This window comes from Peribacillus sp. QJM3NY_7 (genome assembly GCF_056173225.1).
Map to the genome: position 1 here is coordinate 4,173,849 of NZ_CM149663.1, position 16,962 is coordinate 4,190,810.

Genomic DNA, 16,962 nt, shown 5'->3' on the forward strand with positions numbered 1-16,962 from the left:
CCCCTAAAATTTATAGCGTTTCAGATGTTGTTTTACCTTGAAGATGAAGAACTAAATAATCAGGACCGCCCGCCTTTGAATCTGTACCTGACATATTGAATCCGCCAAATGGCTGGTATCCTACAATGGCACCAGTACAGCCGCGATTGAAGTACAAGTTACCTACGTGGAAATCCTCACGCGCTTGTTCGATATGTTCAATGTTGTTAGAGATGACTGCACCCGTTAATCCATAATCCGTGTTATTGGCAATCTCGATTGCATGATTGAAATCTTTTGCCTTACAGAATGCAACAACCGGTCCGAAGATCTCTTCTTTCATGACACGTGCGTTCTCATCCACATCGGCAATGATAGTTGGCTGGATGAAGAAACCTTTTGAATTGTCTCCTTCTCCCCCTGTAACAATTTTCCCTTCTTCTTTACCGATTTCAACGTAGCTCATGACTTTATCGAAAGCTGCCTGATCGATGACCGGACCCATGAAGTTGTTTAGATCTGTTGGTTCCCCGATCGTTTTTTCTTTCGTTAATTCAATGGCACGATTCAAGACTTGGTCATATACATCTTCCACTATGACAGCACGTGAACAAGCAGAACATTTTTGACCGGAGAATCCGAATGCAGAAGCGACGATTGATTGTGCCGCCAATTCCAGATCAGCCTCTTTATCAACAACGATCGTATCTTTACCGCCCATTTCAGCGATGACACGTTTTAACCAGATCTGGCCTTCATGTACTTTTGCCGCACGCTCATAAATACGGATACCGACATCACGAGATCCGGTAAAGCTGATGAAACGTGTACGAGGATGATCTACCAAATAATCTCCCACTTCGGCACCGCTTCCTGGAATGAAGTTCACAACTCCTGCAGGCATGCCCGCTTCTTCCAGCACTTCGATGAATTTAGCTGCAATGACCGGTGTTGTACTGGCCGGTTTCAATAGGACCGTATTACCTGAAACAAGAGCAGCCGTCGTCATGCCTGCCATGATCGCAAACGGGAAGTTCCAAGGTGAGATGATGACACCGACACCAAGCGGAATATAATTGAAAGCATTGTGTTCAATCGGACGGCTTTCCACTGGCATGCCGTCTTTAAGCTTCAGCATTTGACGTGCATAGTATTCCATGAAGTCGATCGCTTCCGCTGTATCTGCATCCGCCTCATTCCAAGGCTTCCCTGCTTCTTTAACCAATAGAGCCGAGAAATAGTGTTTTCTTCTGCGAACGATCGCTGCAGCCCTGAATAAAATGTTTGCGCGCACTTCCGCTTTCGTTTTTCTCCAAGTTTGGAATGTCTTATCTGCCGCTTGCATCGCTTGCTCTGCAAGATCTTTATTCGCTTTGGATACGGTTCCGATAACTTCTTCTTTATTTGCTGGGTTTACAGAGGTAATGACTTCTTCAGTAAACACTCTTTCACCATTAATGATCAGCGGATATTTCTTCCCTAGATCATTAGCTACATCATTCAATGCCGCTTGAAAAGCTTTATTGTTTTCTTCGATTTTAAAATTAGTAAATGGTTCGTGTTTATATGTTTGGACCATTATGTCTCATCTCCCTAAGTTTATGTTTTTACTTCTCCCTTAATTAAACAAGCAAGTTCCGTGCCAACTTTTCATTTTTTCGAAAAAATAATGTTTTTTCTTGAAAAATGCAATGAAATTCAGCACTTTAAGGGCAAAATTGACATAGTATGCCATTATTTTTTGCTCTAATCCCTATTTTTGTCGCTTAAACCTTACACTTTTTATTAATGCAAATTTCATGCCAACTAGAAAAACCATAAAAAACAGCATTTTCGCACTTTTTCCGCAAAATATTTTTGCACTTCAATGCAAAATAATCTTGCTGTGCAAATTTTATTTGCGCCTTTGCTTCAATTCCTCTACAATAGCTCTAAGAAAAGAAGAAAAACAGGAGGCATTCATGAATTTAGATCAAATCATTAAAATAGATGGTTTCCAATCCATCCTCTATTCGCTTGTGGATGTAATCGATACAGGGATACATATAATCGATATAAAGGGGCGGACGATTGTATATAACAAGAAAATGGCAGAAATCGAAGGAATGGATTCAGAAGAAGTGTTAGGGAAGAAGATTCACGAAATCTTTAAATTCAAGGAAGAAACGGAGAGTACATTAATAAGGGCACTTCATTCGGGGAAGACAACCGAGAACTCGAAGCAGACTTACTTCAATAATCTTGGTCAGGAAATTACAACAATCAATAATACGTTTCCGATTTTAGATCAAAAGCAAAATATCATCGGGGCCATTGAAGTGGCAAAGGATATAACGAATCTGGAAAGAATCATTAAAGATAATATATTGAATAAGGGCGATACCAAATACACCTTTGACAGCATCATCGGAACGAGTGAAAATTTCCTGGAAGTGATAGAAAAGTGCAAGCGCTCGACCAGGACGGCATCCTCCATCCTCATCGTTGGGGAAACGGGCACCGGAAAAGAGCTCTTCGCCCAAAGTATCCATAATGGCAGCAGCCGTTCGACACACCCTTTCATCAGCCAAAACTGTGCAGCCCTGCCAGACAGTCTAATTGAAGGGATACTCTTCGGCACAAAGAAAGGCGCCTTCACCGGATCGATCGAACGGCCTGGATTATTCGAACAGGCACAGGGCGGTACCATCCTGCTAGATGAAATCAACTCATTAAATCCGAACATGCAAGCGAAATTATTACGGGCCCTTCAAGAAAGGACGATTCGCCGTGTTGGGGATACTAAGGATAAACAAATTGACGTTAGGGTCATTGCAACGATAAATGAAGATCCGATAGATGCCATTTCAAATGACCATTTACGAAAGGATTTATACTACCGATTAAGTGTCGTTTCGTTATTCATCCCGCCTCTTCGTGAACGGAAAGAGGATATTCCTTTGCTGGCGCAATCCTTCATCGAGAAATTCAATGCGCTGTTCGAATTGAATATAGAAGGGATCAGCGAAGAAGTCTACTCGCTTTTTTATGATTACGACTGGCCCGGGAACGTAAGGGAACTCGAACATATCATTGAGGGGGCCATGAATTTAATGGAGCCTGGCGATACAAAGATTGCCATCACCCACCTTCCGGCTCTATTTAGGAAGAAAGCCCATTTGGAAGACATTCATCCCGGAAGAAAAGAGACTCATGCAAATGGAGATTTACAGGATTCGACCTTATCTCTTGATGATTATATCGCCAATACTGAAAAGCAATACTTGGAGAAGATATTGAAGGAACATGGCATGAATATCTCCCAAGCAGCCAAGGCCCTGAATATTAGCCGCCAAAGCCTTCAATACCGTTTGAAAAAGTATCAGGTCAAATAACAAATAACACCATCCCTGCACAAAGGAGGCCCCCATTGATATGGAGGCCTTTTGTTTATCGGCGGAAAGGGAGCGGGTTTAGGAAGTTGATTTCCACTCCAGGCACTCGCTTTCCGCGGGCGGTCCGGGAGCCTCCTCGGCGCTCCTTGCGCCTGTGGGGTCTCCCTTGGACCTGCTTTCCCCGCAGGAGTCTCGAACACCCGCTCCAATCAAATGGAATGTTTTTTATAAAAACTGTAGGTTGGTCACATTCCGAATCCCTAACAAGAATTAAAAACAAGAGTTGGTTATACTCCATGATTTTGTATTCATTTATATGGGATTAACCCTCATTGAAGAAATTTGCGACACTCCTGCCGAATAACTGGCTAGCCGAGACCCCGCAGACGCTTGCTTTGATGCGGCTTGGCAGACAGTCTGCGGAAAGGGAGCGGATTTCTGAAATCAGCTGAAATGTTTTTCGAATAAAAAACTGCAGGCAAAGTCTAAAGGCCCCCATTGATATGGAGGCCTTTCTTTGCCTGCTATTCTTTTCACTTTGCAATCAGAATGCTTCAGCCGCTTTTGCAACGCTTTCCAAACCATCCGCGATGATTTTTTGTGACCGATCCGGATACTGATTATGGCCTTCAATGACCACGGTCTCCGGGCTCTTAATACCCCATAGACTAATGATATTTTTCACTAAACTCACGGCCATTTCAGCGGAAGACATTCCTTCTAATGCATAATCAGAACCGCGGGCATTCAATAGCATGACTTTTTTATCTCCAGCATACCCGACAGGACCTTCCGCCGTATAATTGAACATTATTCCTGCTTGTGCCAAATAAGAAAGATAGGTGATTAACGGTGCAGGAACCGTTGAGTTCCATAGAGGGAAAGCGAATACCACTTTATCCATGGCCATGAATTGATTTAAATATTGGTCAACCAGTTTTGCGGCATTTTCCTCTTCAGCTGTCAGTTCAAGACCTTGGTTGCGTTTATATAGTCCGGTAATCGCCGTATTTCCATAGTAAGGAAGCTCTTCTTTAAATAAATCCAGCTCTGTCACTTCATCTGTACGGTGTGTCTCTTTATATGTTTGTAAGAATGTGTCATACATTTTCGAGCTGATTGCCTGATCTGCTGGACGGTCGTTCACTTTCACGAATAATACTTTTGTCATTTTCCCATTCTCTTCTGCCGCGGCTTCTTTATTTCCAAATAATCTGTTTAAGAATCCCATTATCCTCTCACCATTGCTTTCTATATTATTCTTATAATTTAGACCACTAAATGAATCTCATTGCCTGATGGATCTGTTACAGTGAAAAACCCTTCTTTTTTCGTGACGACAGCCCCGATTCCTTCCAGTTGCTCCGTTACTTTGTTTCTCGCTTCTTCATCTGCATAAACGAGTGTATACCAGTTTAGCCCCACACTATTTTCCTTAGGGGCAGGCGCACCAACGCCATTCCATGTGTTCAATCCGATGTGATGATGATATCCGCCGGTTGAAGTAAAGAGCGCTCCTCCATATCGATTCACGACGGTAAACCCAAGACCTTGCATGTAAAACTCCTCCGTTTTACGTAAATCCGCTACATGCAGATGTATATGCCCCATTAAGGTACCAGCAGGCAGTTTTCTCCACTCACCATCGCTTTCTTTCAGAAGGTCATTCCCATCCAGCGGATCCGTGCCCATTTCGACCTCCCCGCCTGCCCATCTCCAATCAGCTGATGGCCGGTCAGAGTATACTTCGATGCCATTTCCATCCGGATCGGTAATGTACAGCGCTTCACTCACTTCATGATCCGCCGCTCCAAATGGATATTTCGTTTGAAGTAAATGGCGTAAAAAAATCGATAAGTCGGCACGGGTAGGCAGCAACAGGGCAAAGTGATATAAGCCCGTCGTCCGCCCTTCTTTCGGAATCACATCCGCAGGCTGCTCAAGTGTCAGCAACGGGGTTTTTCCGTCTGTCGTCAAAACAGCTTTCCGGTCGGTTTTCTTCAATACTTGAAGACCGATGATTTCTTGATAAAACAGAATGGCCTTATTCAAATCCAAAACATTAATACTCACTTCTCCAACAAATGTAATTGGTTTTTGATGAAAATTTTTATCCATATTGTCACTTCCCTTTTTTATTGAAAATCACATAATCCAAAGAAAGAACCGTGCGGTTTGCACACGCTAGATAGACAGACATGGCAAGCAGTGCCAAGTCCAGTTCGTAACCCGCCGCTTGCCCGTTTCCAAGAAAACCGGCAGGTAATTTAGCCGTGAAAATCGCCCCCGCCATAATGACCGCAAATAGGACGGATACGATTCGTGTTCCCAAACCCAGTATAACCGCAAGTCCTCCAATCAATTCGATTCCTGCAACGATGTATGCCATGAAGCCAGGAATGCCAAGGCTATCGAAAAATCCCGCCGTATTTCCTATGCCCCCTTGAAACTTTGAAACGCCGTGAATGAAAAAAGTAAGACCTAAAATCACCCTTAAAAAAACTTGACCTGCATCATTTTTATTCATGTATGAATTCTCCTTTTTGTCAGTTACTTTATGTAAGTAATTATATTTTCATAAGCTTATAATGTCAAGTAAGTTTATTGGAATTCATTTTTTTACCTAAAAAAACGAATTGCCGAAAGCAACTCGTTATATGGTGCCACTATTTAAATGTGTAATAAATGGTTGAATTGATGATGAAAGAATCCGCAATCGTTCTCCCGACTTCCTAACATGCCACCTTACTTCCTCCTTAAGCATTAAACTTAGTCGAAATCATTGCGATTTAAAACTCAAACTTCATTATTCAAACATCGAAATCAGTTCTTTTGTGTATGAATGGCGATCGCTGCAAAAAAGCCGTTCTTTCTCGAAAGAATCCACAATAACCCCCCCTTTCATCACCATGATCCGTTGGCTCATCTCCTGTACAGCCGATAGATCATGAGAAATAAAAAGGTAGGAAGTGTCCAAAGTCTCCCGCAGCCCGCCTAACAATTTCAGCACCGCCGCTTGGGACAGCACGTCCAGGCTTGAAGCCGGTTCATCCAATATAATGAGGGCCGGTTCGATGCTGATTGCACGTGCTATGGTCACCCGCTGCTTTTGTCCGCCGCTTAGCTCATGCGGGTAACGTTCAGCAAAACTCCTTGGAAGCTCCACCGATTCCAGGAGCTGTCCGATAAAGTTCGCTTCACTTGTATACGTAAAATATTTCAAATTGACCAGGCTGCCAAATTGAAGATATGGATCCATTAGTGAATCCTTTATCCTTAGTTTTGGATTCAAAGCCGATGCAGGATTTTGCAAAACGGCCTGGATGTTCTTGCGATACGGTTTCAAACTGCGTTCGCTTTTGTTTTGCAGCTCGGTTCCTTCAAATAGGATGCTGCCCTTGTCAAAAGATTCAATCTGAAGGATGAGTCTTGCCAGTGTGCTTTTTCCGCAGCCGCTCTCCCCCACTAACCCGAGGCATTCCTTCCTTTCCATGCTGAAATTCACGTTCCTTAGTATTTCCACTCCGTTATCATAGCTTTTATGGACATTTCGCACGTCTAATAAACTCATCCTGACACTCCTTCAAGCTTAAATGTAATTCTCCTCAATGATGGCGATGATTGAATCAGTTCATTCGTATAAGCATGCTGCGGATGATTCAATACCTGATTTTTATCACCGGTCTCTATGATGGCCCCGTCTTTCATGACCGCAATGCGGTCCGCATACTTCCTGACATGACGTAAATCATGGGTAATGAACAAGATTGCACATCCAGTTTCTTTTTGGAGCTTTGATAATAGCTGTAAGACCTTAAAGGAAGATACACTGTCCAAGGCTGTGGTCGGTTCATCCGCTATCAAGATATCAGGTTCAAGCAGCAGGGCCATTGAAATCGATACGCGTTGAAGCTGCCCGCCGCTTAATTGAAAAGGGTATCTGCCGTAGATATCGTCCCTCAGGCCCACCGATATGAGCGCATTGACCGCTTGCTGCCTCCTTGCCTTTTTGGAAAGGTTCAAATGTGTTCGCTGATATTCGTCGAAATGCTGACCGATGGTAAGGAACGGTGTGAATGAACCCTGGTAATCTTGAAAAATATAGGCCAGGCGCTTTCCGCGAACCTTCCTGATTTCTGAGGAAGATAGGGTTAATAAATTCTTTTCCCCGTACCATATTTCCCCCTTCGCTTGAAGATTGGGTGCAAGCAGCTGACATATTGCCATGGCCGTCATGCTTTTGCCGCTCCCGCTTTGTCCGACAAGTGCGAACCACTCACCCTCCTGCACATCTAATGAAAAATCCTTGACGATATGATCTTGCTTTCCCATGATATGCAGCTGCCTCACGGATAAAATGCTCATGATCCCACCTCCTTTTTCACATCGAATGCATCACGCAAATAATCACCGAGCATGTTGGTTAGAAGGACGACAAATACGATGGCGAGCCCTGGGTAAATCATCAGCAACATATTGGATTGAAAATATGGTCGGGCATCATTCAGCATGGCTCCCCACTCCGGTGCCGGCGGCTGCGCACCGAGCCCGATATATGATAAGGAAGATATGAGCAAAATGATTTTTCCTAAATCGAGGCTAGAAAGGACAAGCACATTCCCGATAAGGTGCGGAAATAGATGCTTCCGCATGATCCCAAATGAACTTAATCCATTGATTTTAGCAACTGTGACATATTCCTTCTGACGTTCGGTGATCACCGTACTTCGCACAAGCCGGGCATAATTCACCCATTTCACCAGAACGATCGCCAACAGGAGATTTTCGATTCCCGGTCCTAATAAACCGCTAAGAACAATGGCAACGATCGTATCTGGGAAGGCGAGAAACGCGTCGGCAATGCGCATGAAGATCCGATCGATCAGACCTCCTTTAAAACCGGCAATCATCCCGAACGGGACGCCGATGATAACTGCGGCAAACAAAGATAAGAGGCCGTAGCCAACCGTCAGCTGTGCACCAAGCAGAAGGCGCGTCAATACATCACGCCCTAGATGATCCGTCCCTAACGGATGTTCCATGCTCGCCGGCCATAGCCTTTCTTCCAGATTGACCAGTGCCGGATCATGTTTCACAATAAGAAAGGTGTAAGCCGCAACGGCAAGGATTGTCGCCATCACCGTAAATAGGACGGTCATTCTCCAGCGCCTTTTGGATTTTCCTTTGATAACTAACTCCATTTTCCATGCTTCCTTTCCTTCAGTCTTAGCTCCGGATTTAAATAGCGATAAGATAAATCCACGGCACTATTAACCATGAATACAATGATGGCCATGACCAGCAGGTACCCTTGGATGACTGGATAATCCCGCGACCGAATCGAGTCCACGACCATCTTACCTATGCCCGGATAGGCAAAAATAACTTCGATCACGACTACACCGCCGATCAGGCTGCCAAGGCTGACGCCGAATACGGTAATGACCGGGGGCAAGCTATAACGAAATGCATGGGCAAAGAATATCCGCATCTCTGAAATCCCCCTAGATCGGGCAGCCCTGATGAAATCATGACTGAGGGAATCTATCAAGCTCGAACGCAGCAAACGGACGTACACACTTGTGATGGCCAGCCCCAGCGTGACCGACGGCAGAATCAAAGAACGAAACCCGTCCCTGCCCATCGTTGGAAGGGCTCCCCAACGTACCGCAAATAAATCTATCAAAAGCAGCCCCAGCCAAAAGCTAGGAATGGCTGCCCCCAATAAAGAAACAGCCCGGCTGAATTGATCGATCCAGCTCCCCCTGTACAAGGCAGCAAGCGAACCTAACGGAATCGCTATACCAAGCATGACAAGCAATGCACCAACCGCCAGCTCAAGTGTTGCAGGCAGCCCGCTCATGATCATTTCCATCACAGGCTGATTCGTCAGATAGGAATGCCCGAAATCCAATCGGATAAAGTCCGCAAACCAATTGCCATACTGCACGAACAGCGGATCATTGAACCCTAATTCTTCACGAAGCTCATTGACTTGCTCGTTTGTGACCGATACATCATCCACTTGAAGTATCGAGAGAACCGGGTCGCCAGGAGCAAGCCGAACAAAAAGGAAAGAAATGAATGTAATCACAAGAACAAAAATCGCGACCTCAATGAACCGGCGGACTAAGATGCGAAACATTCACTTCACATCCAATTCATTCGTCAGCATGTAGTATTCGCTTCTCGAAGTGATCCAGTTTTTAACTTTATCGGCATCATAAGCAACAAGTGTATTCGGATGTAAAATGAATGAATTATACACTTGTTCATCCACATACATCGCAATCTCCTCAGCTAAATCCGAGCGCTCCTCCTGCCCGACCGTCACGTTCAGCTCATCAATCAGGGACGTCAGGCGATCATCATCAGCCCCACTGAAGTTCAAGGCACCCTTTGGATGATAAGTAGCATTTAAATAATAACCGGCATCCCCTCTCGGAGCCGTTAAATTGCTGTAGGTCGTTAAATCCCAATCGCGATTGGAAGCCATATACTCTTCAGGGATTTCTATTTGCTTGATATTCACATCAATCCCCAACTGACCGGCATCCGATTGAAAAACTTGGGCAATTAACGGCAGGTCGGCACGTGAACTGTATGTAAGCAGTGTAAACGTTAACGGTTTACCGTCTTTTTGCATGACACCATCCACTTTCTTATATCCCGCATGATCAAGAAACGCCTTAGCGGCTTCCATTCCATTCGCTTTTTTCGGATAATCCGGGGCAAAAGAGAAAGTGGATGGGAATGGCCCCGTCGCCACTTCAGCATGACCATGTAAAATCGTTTCCGCAATGGATGGACGATCGATCAAGGCATCAACCGCCTTCCGGACGTGTATGTCCTGCAATGCTTTACGTTCCAAATTCATCGTCATTTGATGTACGCGGAAAGTCGATGTCGATTCAACCTTCACACCATCTTTCGCCTCTAAATTTTCCAGGCTTTCCACTTCCGGACGGAAAACAATATCAGCGTCTCCCGATTCAAGGGCAAGAGACCGAGCATTGGCATCTTCATTAAACGAAAACCTGGCTCTCTCAAGCTTTGCGGCTCCATCCCAGTAAGACTCATACCGCATTAAATCAACAGCCGTACCTGGTATGAATTTCGAAACGGCAAATGGCCCGGTTCCTATCGGCTTGTTTATATAGTCACTTTCCTTCACATCAATAATCGATGTATTTGGATGAACCAATTCAGAAGGAAACTCAGGAAAAGGAACCTCCGTCTTAATGGTCAGCGCATTCCCGTCCGCTTCAATCGACTCAATCCGCAAAGCATTCTTGATCGCCGGACTATCTTTCATCGCCCTCTCCAAGGAAGCCTTCACCGCTTTGCCATCCATCGGCTTTCCATTCTGAAACGTCACACCCTCCCTTAACTCAAAATTCCATAATTGACCATCCTTGCTATCCCAGCTCTTCGCCAGCCAAGGTTCGATGGTCAAATCCTTATCATTGAGATGCACCAATGTCTCAGTGATGCCAGCCCTAAGCGACACATAACTAGTATCAACATTCGGATCAAGCGAGCTAGTCGCAAAATTAAAAAGCAAGTTCACTTCCTTCTTCCCTCCCGCTTGATCCTTCGCAGACTCGGTGGAACAAGCAGCCAAAAGAAAGACTGATAAACATACAATAAAAATCAATTTACATTTTCTGAACACGATATATTTCCTCCATTACCTCAACTATTTTTATTGACTGTTTTAAAATCGTATTGATTACGATTTAGGTTGCAGCTTTACCATCATCAAACGACGTAACACATCGCCGAATGCTTATCCGAAATCAAACTATGTAATCCTCCTCGAGAGTAAACATCCATTCACGAGTATATGTGTATGTGCTAAACTCACGAGTATTTGCTCCAAATTCACGAGTAAATCCTCCAAATTCACGAGTATTTGCTCTAAACTCACGAGTAAATCCTCCAAATTCACGAGTATTTGCTTCAAATTCGTGAGTATTTGCTTCAAATTCGTGAGTATTTGCTCTAAACCCTTAAATAACAGCTCTAAATCTCTTGCAATAGGACTAAAATATTAAAAAATGCACCAAATTCTCTATTTATTGCACGAATCCTTCTTTTTCAATCCATTCTTTCAGTGCTTTTCGTCTAATAAATCAAAATGATTACGATTTATTCTTTAAAACACTCTCTCTTGTCTTGATTGTCTTCCATTATAAAACGTAATGATTACTGTTTACAAGGTTTTTTTGAGTTTTATTATCGGATGCCAGTTCCTTCGATGATTGGCTTTTTGATTAAGTAAAAAACTCCTGAAAAGGATTTCAGGAGTTCTTCGGCTTTTATTTCAAGTTGTTGTAGTGGTTGATGACTTCTTCGGTGATTTCGCTATTCTCGTCCAAGCCGCTAACTTCCTTAAGTGCTGAAGCTACACCGTGTTCTTTGATCATCGTTTGCAGTTTAAGGGCTTCTTCATCTTCGTTAAAATCAAAGAGTAAAGCGGCCGCTATCGCTTTCGCCAGATTTGTATAGGAAAGTCCGGCTTTCTTTGCTTCTACGGCAGGGCGCACGAGACGGTCGTTTGGCCCGAGTTTACGCAGCGGTGAACGTCCGACTCTATTCACCGAATCATTCAGGTAGGAGTTTTTAAAACGATTAATGATTTTTTCGATATACTGCTGATGCTCACCTGCATCCAAGCCGTATTGCTTTATTAAATAGGCACCCGTTTCCCCTAGGGTTTTCTTGACTTGCTCCACAATGCCTGCGTCTTCCAATGACTGGTCAATCGTTGATTTTTTATTTTTGAGATAACCGAGGTAAGCAATGACGGCATGTCCTGTATTAACGGTAAACAGTTTTCTCTCAATGAATGGGGCGAGTTCTTTTACAATGGTCATCCCTTCAACGGCAGGTATGCTTTCCTTCGTTTCAACGACCCATTCATAATAAGGTTCCACCAAAACATCAAGTGATCCTTCGTTATTTTGGATAGGAACGATGCGATCGACTGCTGAGTTAAAGAAGTAAACTTTATCGGCTAGTTTTTCCTTTGTGGCTTGATCCAGGTTTTCCAGAATATAGCCTTCTAAAAGGTCTGTTGCCGATATTTGGTTTTCGCAAGCGATCACATATAGTTTTTCATCGGTTTCCTTCACTCTTGATGCCAATCCTTTTGCAATTAAAGGAGCGATATGAGGCAAAATATTGGGACCAATAGCAGTGGTGAGGTAGGTTGCTTCGGAAATTGCTTTAATGACTTCCTCTTCCTGCTTTAAACTGTTTAAACCCGAAACATTTTTCACAGTGACTGATTCTTGTTGATCAGTGGCCAGTTTGACTTGATATTGCTTTTTATCATTTAACTGATCGATGATTTGATCAGCTATATCTACAAATGTCACATGATATCCAGATTGTGAAAAAAGTGCTCCGATAAATCCTCTTCCAATGTTTCCTGCACCGAAATGTACTGCTTGTTTCATTACAATCATCCCTTTATCAAGTTAGTATATAAATAATCCAAAAATATGGCTTCCAGCCTTCTTCTAATCATTTCTTCGTCCGAAGATGAAAAAATCATGATGGATTCATTGCTTTCAATTAAGCTTGAACTTATTAAGCTGACGATTTCCTGCTGCTTCACACTCAATTCTTCAGGTGCCAGCATCAGCAGTAAATTTTTCATATGGACGTCATTGCCGTCCATACCTTTGACGAGACGATATTCCTCCAGGTGGGCCACCCGGAATATCAGTTCTTTTACATTCTTTTGTCTCGTATGGAAAAGGCCCATCCCCGTGCCCGGAATGCCTAAACCGCCCTTTTTTTCCCGTTCCTTCAAGGATCTGACCACATCATCCGCACCCTTCAGCAGTTCTTCCGTTTCAGCCATCCTCACCATTTCTTCGATGATTTCTGGATGTCCTTTCCGATGCGGCAGCCGATAAAACCGGAAATTATCCATGATCGACTCAATGCTCTGCTGGGCATCTTTCAATTCCTGCAGCACTTCTTTCAGTTCGCCATCCTCTTTTTTGGTCACGGTATCCTTATCGGCTGACTGAATTCCATAACGCTTATTCTTCGTGAAGTTTTCGATATTCTTCCTTAAATAATTCCTGATGTTCAAAATATTCTCTTCACTCAAAAGAGGGGATACAAGGATATAATCACTATCGATATACGGAAGCCGGACGGTAGAAATGATCACATCATAGTTTTTCAGGCTGCCCTGCTGCTGGATGTCTTTGATGGTCTTGATTTCTACAGTCTCGATTTCGATGATTTCCTTTTTGATCCGGCTTGCAAGCATCTTCGACGTACCGATACCTGTCGGGCAAACGATGAGTGCCCTTATTGATATTTCTTCCTCCCGCAGCACTAATGCAGATCCGAAATGAAGGACGATGAAGGCTATTTCATCTTCAGGAAATTCTTTTATTTCTTTGAATCCCTTTTCCAGACTGGTCTTCACTGCCAAAAAGAGAACCGGATACTTTCGCTTAATATCTTCGGTTAAGGGGTTGTACAATCCCATTTCCTGTTTGATCCGGAAAAGCGATGGCTCCATATGGGCAAGGAGCCCCTGATACAATGGGAAATCCTTGGTCAAATCGATTTGCAGTTGTGCCGAAACATCTTTTATCAGGTTTCTTATCAGCTGGCCAAGCAGCACACTGTCATAGGGAACGGCATCCGCCGCATGAAGCTTGGAGCCTTTAAGGACGGCTGCAAGGTAGCTTATATCATCGATGGTAAAAGAGACTTCCAGCATGGCGCTGAGTTCCTTGCCTATTTTATTCATGAGATTAGTCTCATCGGAAAGTTCGCTTATTTTATTGAAATCCTTCTCCAAAAAATATTGGCTTTCATTTCTTTGCAGGGTTACATAAATATGTACAATTAACCCTATATACCCGCTATCCGCCAATCGGGAGTGGGCACTGTTAAAAGTGGAAAACAGCACCCCGTCGATAGCCAGAAGATATTCGGGATCAAAATAGTCGAGGATTTTCGCTTCTGGAAATTTCCCTTCTTGCAGCAAAAATAAACTTTCAATCAGCTCTTCATTAAAGAAGTGCAAGAAATAGGCTGCCTGGGCTTTCCGTTTATTTTCTTCGGTGCCGGCAAGCTCTATTCCGACTCCCCTTTTTCTGGTAATCACGATATTAAAATTCTTTAACCATTCGGTCAGTTCGTCCAAATAGGTTGTAAGAGTCGTAATGCTTATTCCGAGATCCCCCGCAAGAACTTGGGTTTTATATGATTCTTCCTGCAGTAAAGCTAAAAGAAGATGCAGTTTTCTTTCTTGTGGCGTTTGATCGATCGGATGATTGCCCATCAGGTGCTGTACAAGCCGAAAGACTTGTTCATTCTTCCCGTCGATGGACAGTCCCTCATGTGTATTGCGTGTTAAATGCAACTCGAATGATTGCAGGATTTTTTCTATGGACTTCAAATCGCGTTGAACCGTCCGGACACTAACATTCAATTGTGTCGCAATGGATAAGGCTGTATGTTTTCCTGAAGTTTTTATGATCAATTCTATGATTGATTTTTCCCTTGAAGTAATATACATGCTACCAACTCATTTCTGGTGGAGTAACACGAGAAAATACTGAATAGAAAAGCGTATAACGCTTTTCTATTCTTGGTTAAGAGTATTTAATTATTTTCTACATTTATAATATCCATCAATTCCCTGGCTGATGTGGCTTTAACCATCTTTTCAATATTCTCCATGTCAGAGCATGTAACTGCAATGCCAGATAGAATTTCAAGATGTGTCCCGTCCTTGCCGGCAATGCCGAATATCAATCGTGCCTTTTGGCCGTCAAAGTCGACACCATCAGGAATTTGTAAAACGGTAAATCCGGATTTAAGGACATCTTTCTTAGCTTCCTCGGTTCCGTGCGGAATGGCTACATCGTTCCCCATATAGGTTGAAGTCAATTCATCACGGGCAATCATCGCTTCAATATAGCTTTCCTTAACGTAACCTGCATTGACCAAAGCTCTTCCCGCAAAGCGGATCGCTTCTTCCTTATTGGCGAACTGTTGATTAAGGAAGACATTTTCTTCACGAAGCAATTCATTACCTTCCGGCTCATCCCCGTCGATGCCAGGTTCGATTGAATGTTCACGAACACCGGGAACCTTCTCTTCAGCATCTTCGACGATTTCATGCAGCTCATCTGTACCGTCATCCTGAAGCCGTGCAAGCAATGAATCGTATTCAGGGCTTGATAGGAAATTATCGACGGATACATGATAGGCATTCGGCACTTTATTCTGTGCCCTTGGAGTTAACTCCTCCTGTGTAATGACGATTTGTGCATCAGCAGGAATGTTTGAGATCGCCGTATTTGTAACAGTGATATTCAATCCGGCTTCCTTCACCTTCTTGCGAAGCAGCGAAGCCCCCATCGCACTTGATCCCATTCCGGCATCACAGGCAAAAATTATTTTGCTGACGTTTGTTGGCATCGTTCCCGGTTCTGAAGCGAATACATCGGCAACAGAGCTTTTCTTGCCTTTCATTTCTTGCATTTTTTTCGCGGCATCTTCAATATTCTCTTCAGATTGCTTTCCTGTTTTCAGGATGAATGCACCGACGATGAATGAAACAAGGGCGGCTACGATGACGCCTGCAAAGTTAGCAATATATGCACCTGCATTATGCGGAGTTACCGCTGTAATGGCAAGTATGCTGCCTGGAGATGCTGGAGCGAACAATCCTCCGCCTAGTAGGACCAATGTGAAAACTCCACTCATGCCTCCAAGAATGACGGCTAAGAATAACATCGGCTTCATTAGGATATAAGGGAAATAAATTTCATGGATCCCGCCGAAGAAATGAATGATGGCAGCTCCTGGCGCCGATTTCTTCGCCGTTCCCTTTCCAAAAAAGCAATAAGCGAGCAGTACGCCGATACCTGGTCCTGGATTCGATTCCAGAAGGAACAGGATGGAAGCCCCTGTTTGTTTGACTTGCTCTACACCAATTGGTGATAGTACACCATGATTGATGGCATTGTTCAAGAACAAGACCTTGGCAGGCTCGATCAGGATACTTGTCAACGGCAGTAAACCTGTACCGACAAGCCAATCGACTCCTGCTACAAGCCAGCCTGTAAATACGTCAACAGCAGGCCCGATGGCCAAGAAGGATAGAATGGACAATAAGCCGCCAATAATCCCCGCCGAAAAATTATTAACAAGCATTTCAAAACCGGCTTTTATTTTCCCTTCAATCAATTGATCGAATTTCTTGATGACATAACCGCCGAACGGTCCCATTATCATGGCTCCAAGGAACATCGGGATGTCAGATCCGACGATGACGCCCATTGTCGCAATGGCACCGACTACGCCTCCGCGGTGGTCATGGATTAGCTTACCGCCCGTATACCCAATTAAAAGCGGCAATAAAAACGTAACCATCGGTGTAACCATTTTGGCAAGGCTTTCATTTGGCAGGAAACCAGATGGGATGAATAGGGCAGTGATTAGCCCCCATGCTATGAAAGCTGATATATTCGGCATGACCATTGAACTTAGAAAGTTACCGAACTTTTGAACTGCAACTTTTATATTAAAGTGAGCCATTTTTGCTCTCTTCCCTTCT

At 43.8% G+C, this 16,962-nt stretch carries 14 protein-coding genes; 1 reads left to right on the forward strand and 13 read right to left on the reverse strand.

Features of this window, described 5'->3' with window-relative positions:
• Positions 1-10: 10 nt before the first annotated feature.
• Positions 11-1,558: an L-glutamate gamma-semialdehyde dehydrogenase gene (gene pruA, locus AC0VX1_RS20010; RefSeq protein ID WP_413023171.1), complete on the reverse strand. Its 1,548-nt coding sequence runs from the start codon at positions 1,556-1,558 to the stop codon at positions 11-13.
• A gap of 382 nt (positions 1,559-1,940) precedes the next feature.
• On the opposite strand from pruA, the gene AC0VX1_RS20015 reads away from it, so the two are divergent.
• Positions 1,941-3,353 carry a sigma-54 interaction domain-containing protein gene (locus AC0VX1_RS20015; RefSeq protein WP_475468530.1) on the forward strand — a complete coding sequence of 471 codons (1,413 nt, stop codon included), beginning with the start codon at positions 1,941-1,943 and terminating at the stop codon, positions 3,351-3,353.
• A gap of 544 nt (positions 3,354-3,897) precedes the next feature.
• Here AC0VX1_RS20015 and AC0VX1_RS20020 read toward each other — a convergent pair.
• The 12 genes from AC0VX1_RS20020 to AC0VX1_RS20075 form a co-directional block, all read right to left on the reverse strand.
• A complete protein-coding gene (locus tag AC0VX1_RS20020; RefSeq protein ID WP_475468532.1) occupies positions 3,898-4,584 on the reverse strand; it encodes an FMN-dependent NADH-azoreductase in 687 nt (228 codons plus the stop codon).
• A gap of 38 nt (positions 4,585-4,622) precedes the next feature.
• A complete protein-coding gene (locus tag AC0VX1_RS20025; RefSeq protein WP_475468534.1) occupies positions 4,623-5,471 on the reverse strand; it encodes a VOC family protein in 849 nt (282 codons plus the stop codon).
• 4 nt (positions 5,472-5,475) lie between these two features.
• Entirely contained in the window at positions 5,476-5,880 is a 405-nt protein-coding gene (locus AC0VX1_RS20030; RefSeq protein WP_063575390.1) for a DoxX family protein, read from the reverse strand.
• A gap of 279 nt (positions 5,881-6,159) precedes the next feature.
• Entirely contained in the window at positions 6,160-6,924 is a 765-nt protein-coding gene (locus tag AC0VX1_RS20035) for an ABC transporter ATP-binding protein (protein WP_475468536.1), read from the reverse strand.
• The gene (locus tag AC0VX1_RS20040; protein WP_475468538.1) at positions 6,921-7,718 is read right to left on the reverse strand and encodes an ABC transporter ATP-binding protein; all 798 of its coding nucleotides are present in this window, start codon (positions 7,716-7,718) and stop codon (positions 6,921-6,923) included. Before AC0VX1_RS20040 ends, AC0VX1_RS20035 begins: the two co-directional genes overlap by 4 nt.
• Entirely contained in the window at positions 7,715-8,554 is an 840-nt protein-coding gene (nikC, locus tag AC0VX1_RS20045) for a nickel transporter permease (protein WP_191928698.1), read from the reverse strand. The genes AC0VX1_RS20040 and nikC overlap by 4 nt, the downstream gene beginning before the upstream one ends.
• Complete coding sequence (gene nikB / locus AC0VX1_RS20050; protein WP_034309495.1) at positions 8,545-9,498, reverse strand: nickel ABC transporter permease; 954 nt, start codon at positions 9,496-9,498, stop codon at positions 8,545-8,547. The genes nikC and nikB overlap by 10 nt, the downstream gene beginning before the upstream one ends.
• Entirely contained in the window at positions 9,499-11,028 is a 1,530-nt protein-coding gene (nikA, locus tag AC0VX1_RS20055; protein ID WP_475468540.1) for a nickel ABC transporter substrate-binding protein, read from the reverse strand.
• A 129-nt stretch (positions 11,029-11,157) separates the two neighbouring features.
• The gene (locus tag AC0VX1_RS20060) at positions 11,158-11,283 is read right to left on the reverse strand and encodes a hypothetical protein (RefSeq protein WP_475468541.1); all 126 of its coding nucleotides are present in this window, start codon (positions 11,281-11,283) and stop codon (positions 11,158-11,160) included.
• 391 nt (positions 11,284-11,674) lie between these two features.
• Positions 11,675-12,817 carry a mannitol-1-phosphate 5-dehydrogenase gene (locus AC0VX1_RS20065; RefSeq protein ID WP_034309501.1) on the reverse strand — a complete coding sequence of 381 codons (1,143 nt, stop codon included), beginning with the start codon at positions 12,815-12,817 and terminating at the stop codon, positions 11,675-11,677.
• A 5-nt stretch (positions 12,818-12,822) separates the two neighbouring features.
• A complete protein-coding gene (locus tag AC0VX1_RS20070) occupies positions 12,823-14,913 on the reverse strand; it encodes a BglG family transcription antiterminator (protein WP_475468544.1) in 2,091 nt (696 codons plus the stop codon).
• A gap of 86 nt (positions 14,914-14,999) precedes the next feature.
• The gene (locus AC0VX1_RS20075; RefSeq protein WP_239858698.1) at positions 15,000-16,943 is read right to left on the reverse strand and encodes a PTS mannitol transporter subunit IICBA; all 1,944 of its coding nucleotides are present in this window, start codon (positions 16,941-16,943) and stop codon (positions 15,000-15,002) included.
• Positions 16,944-16,962 lie beyond the last annotated feature (19 nt).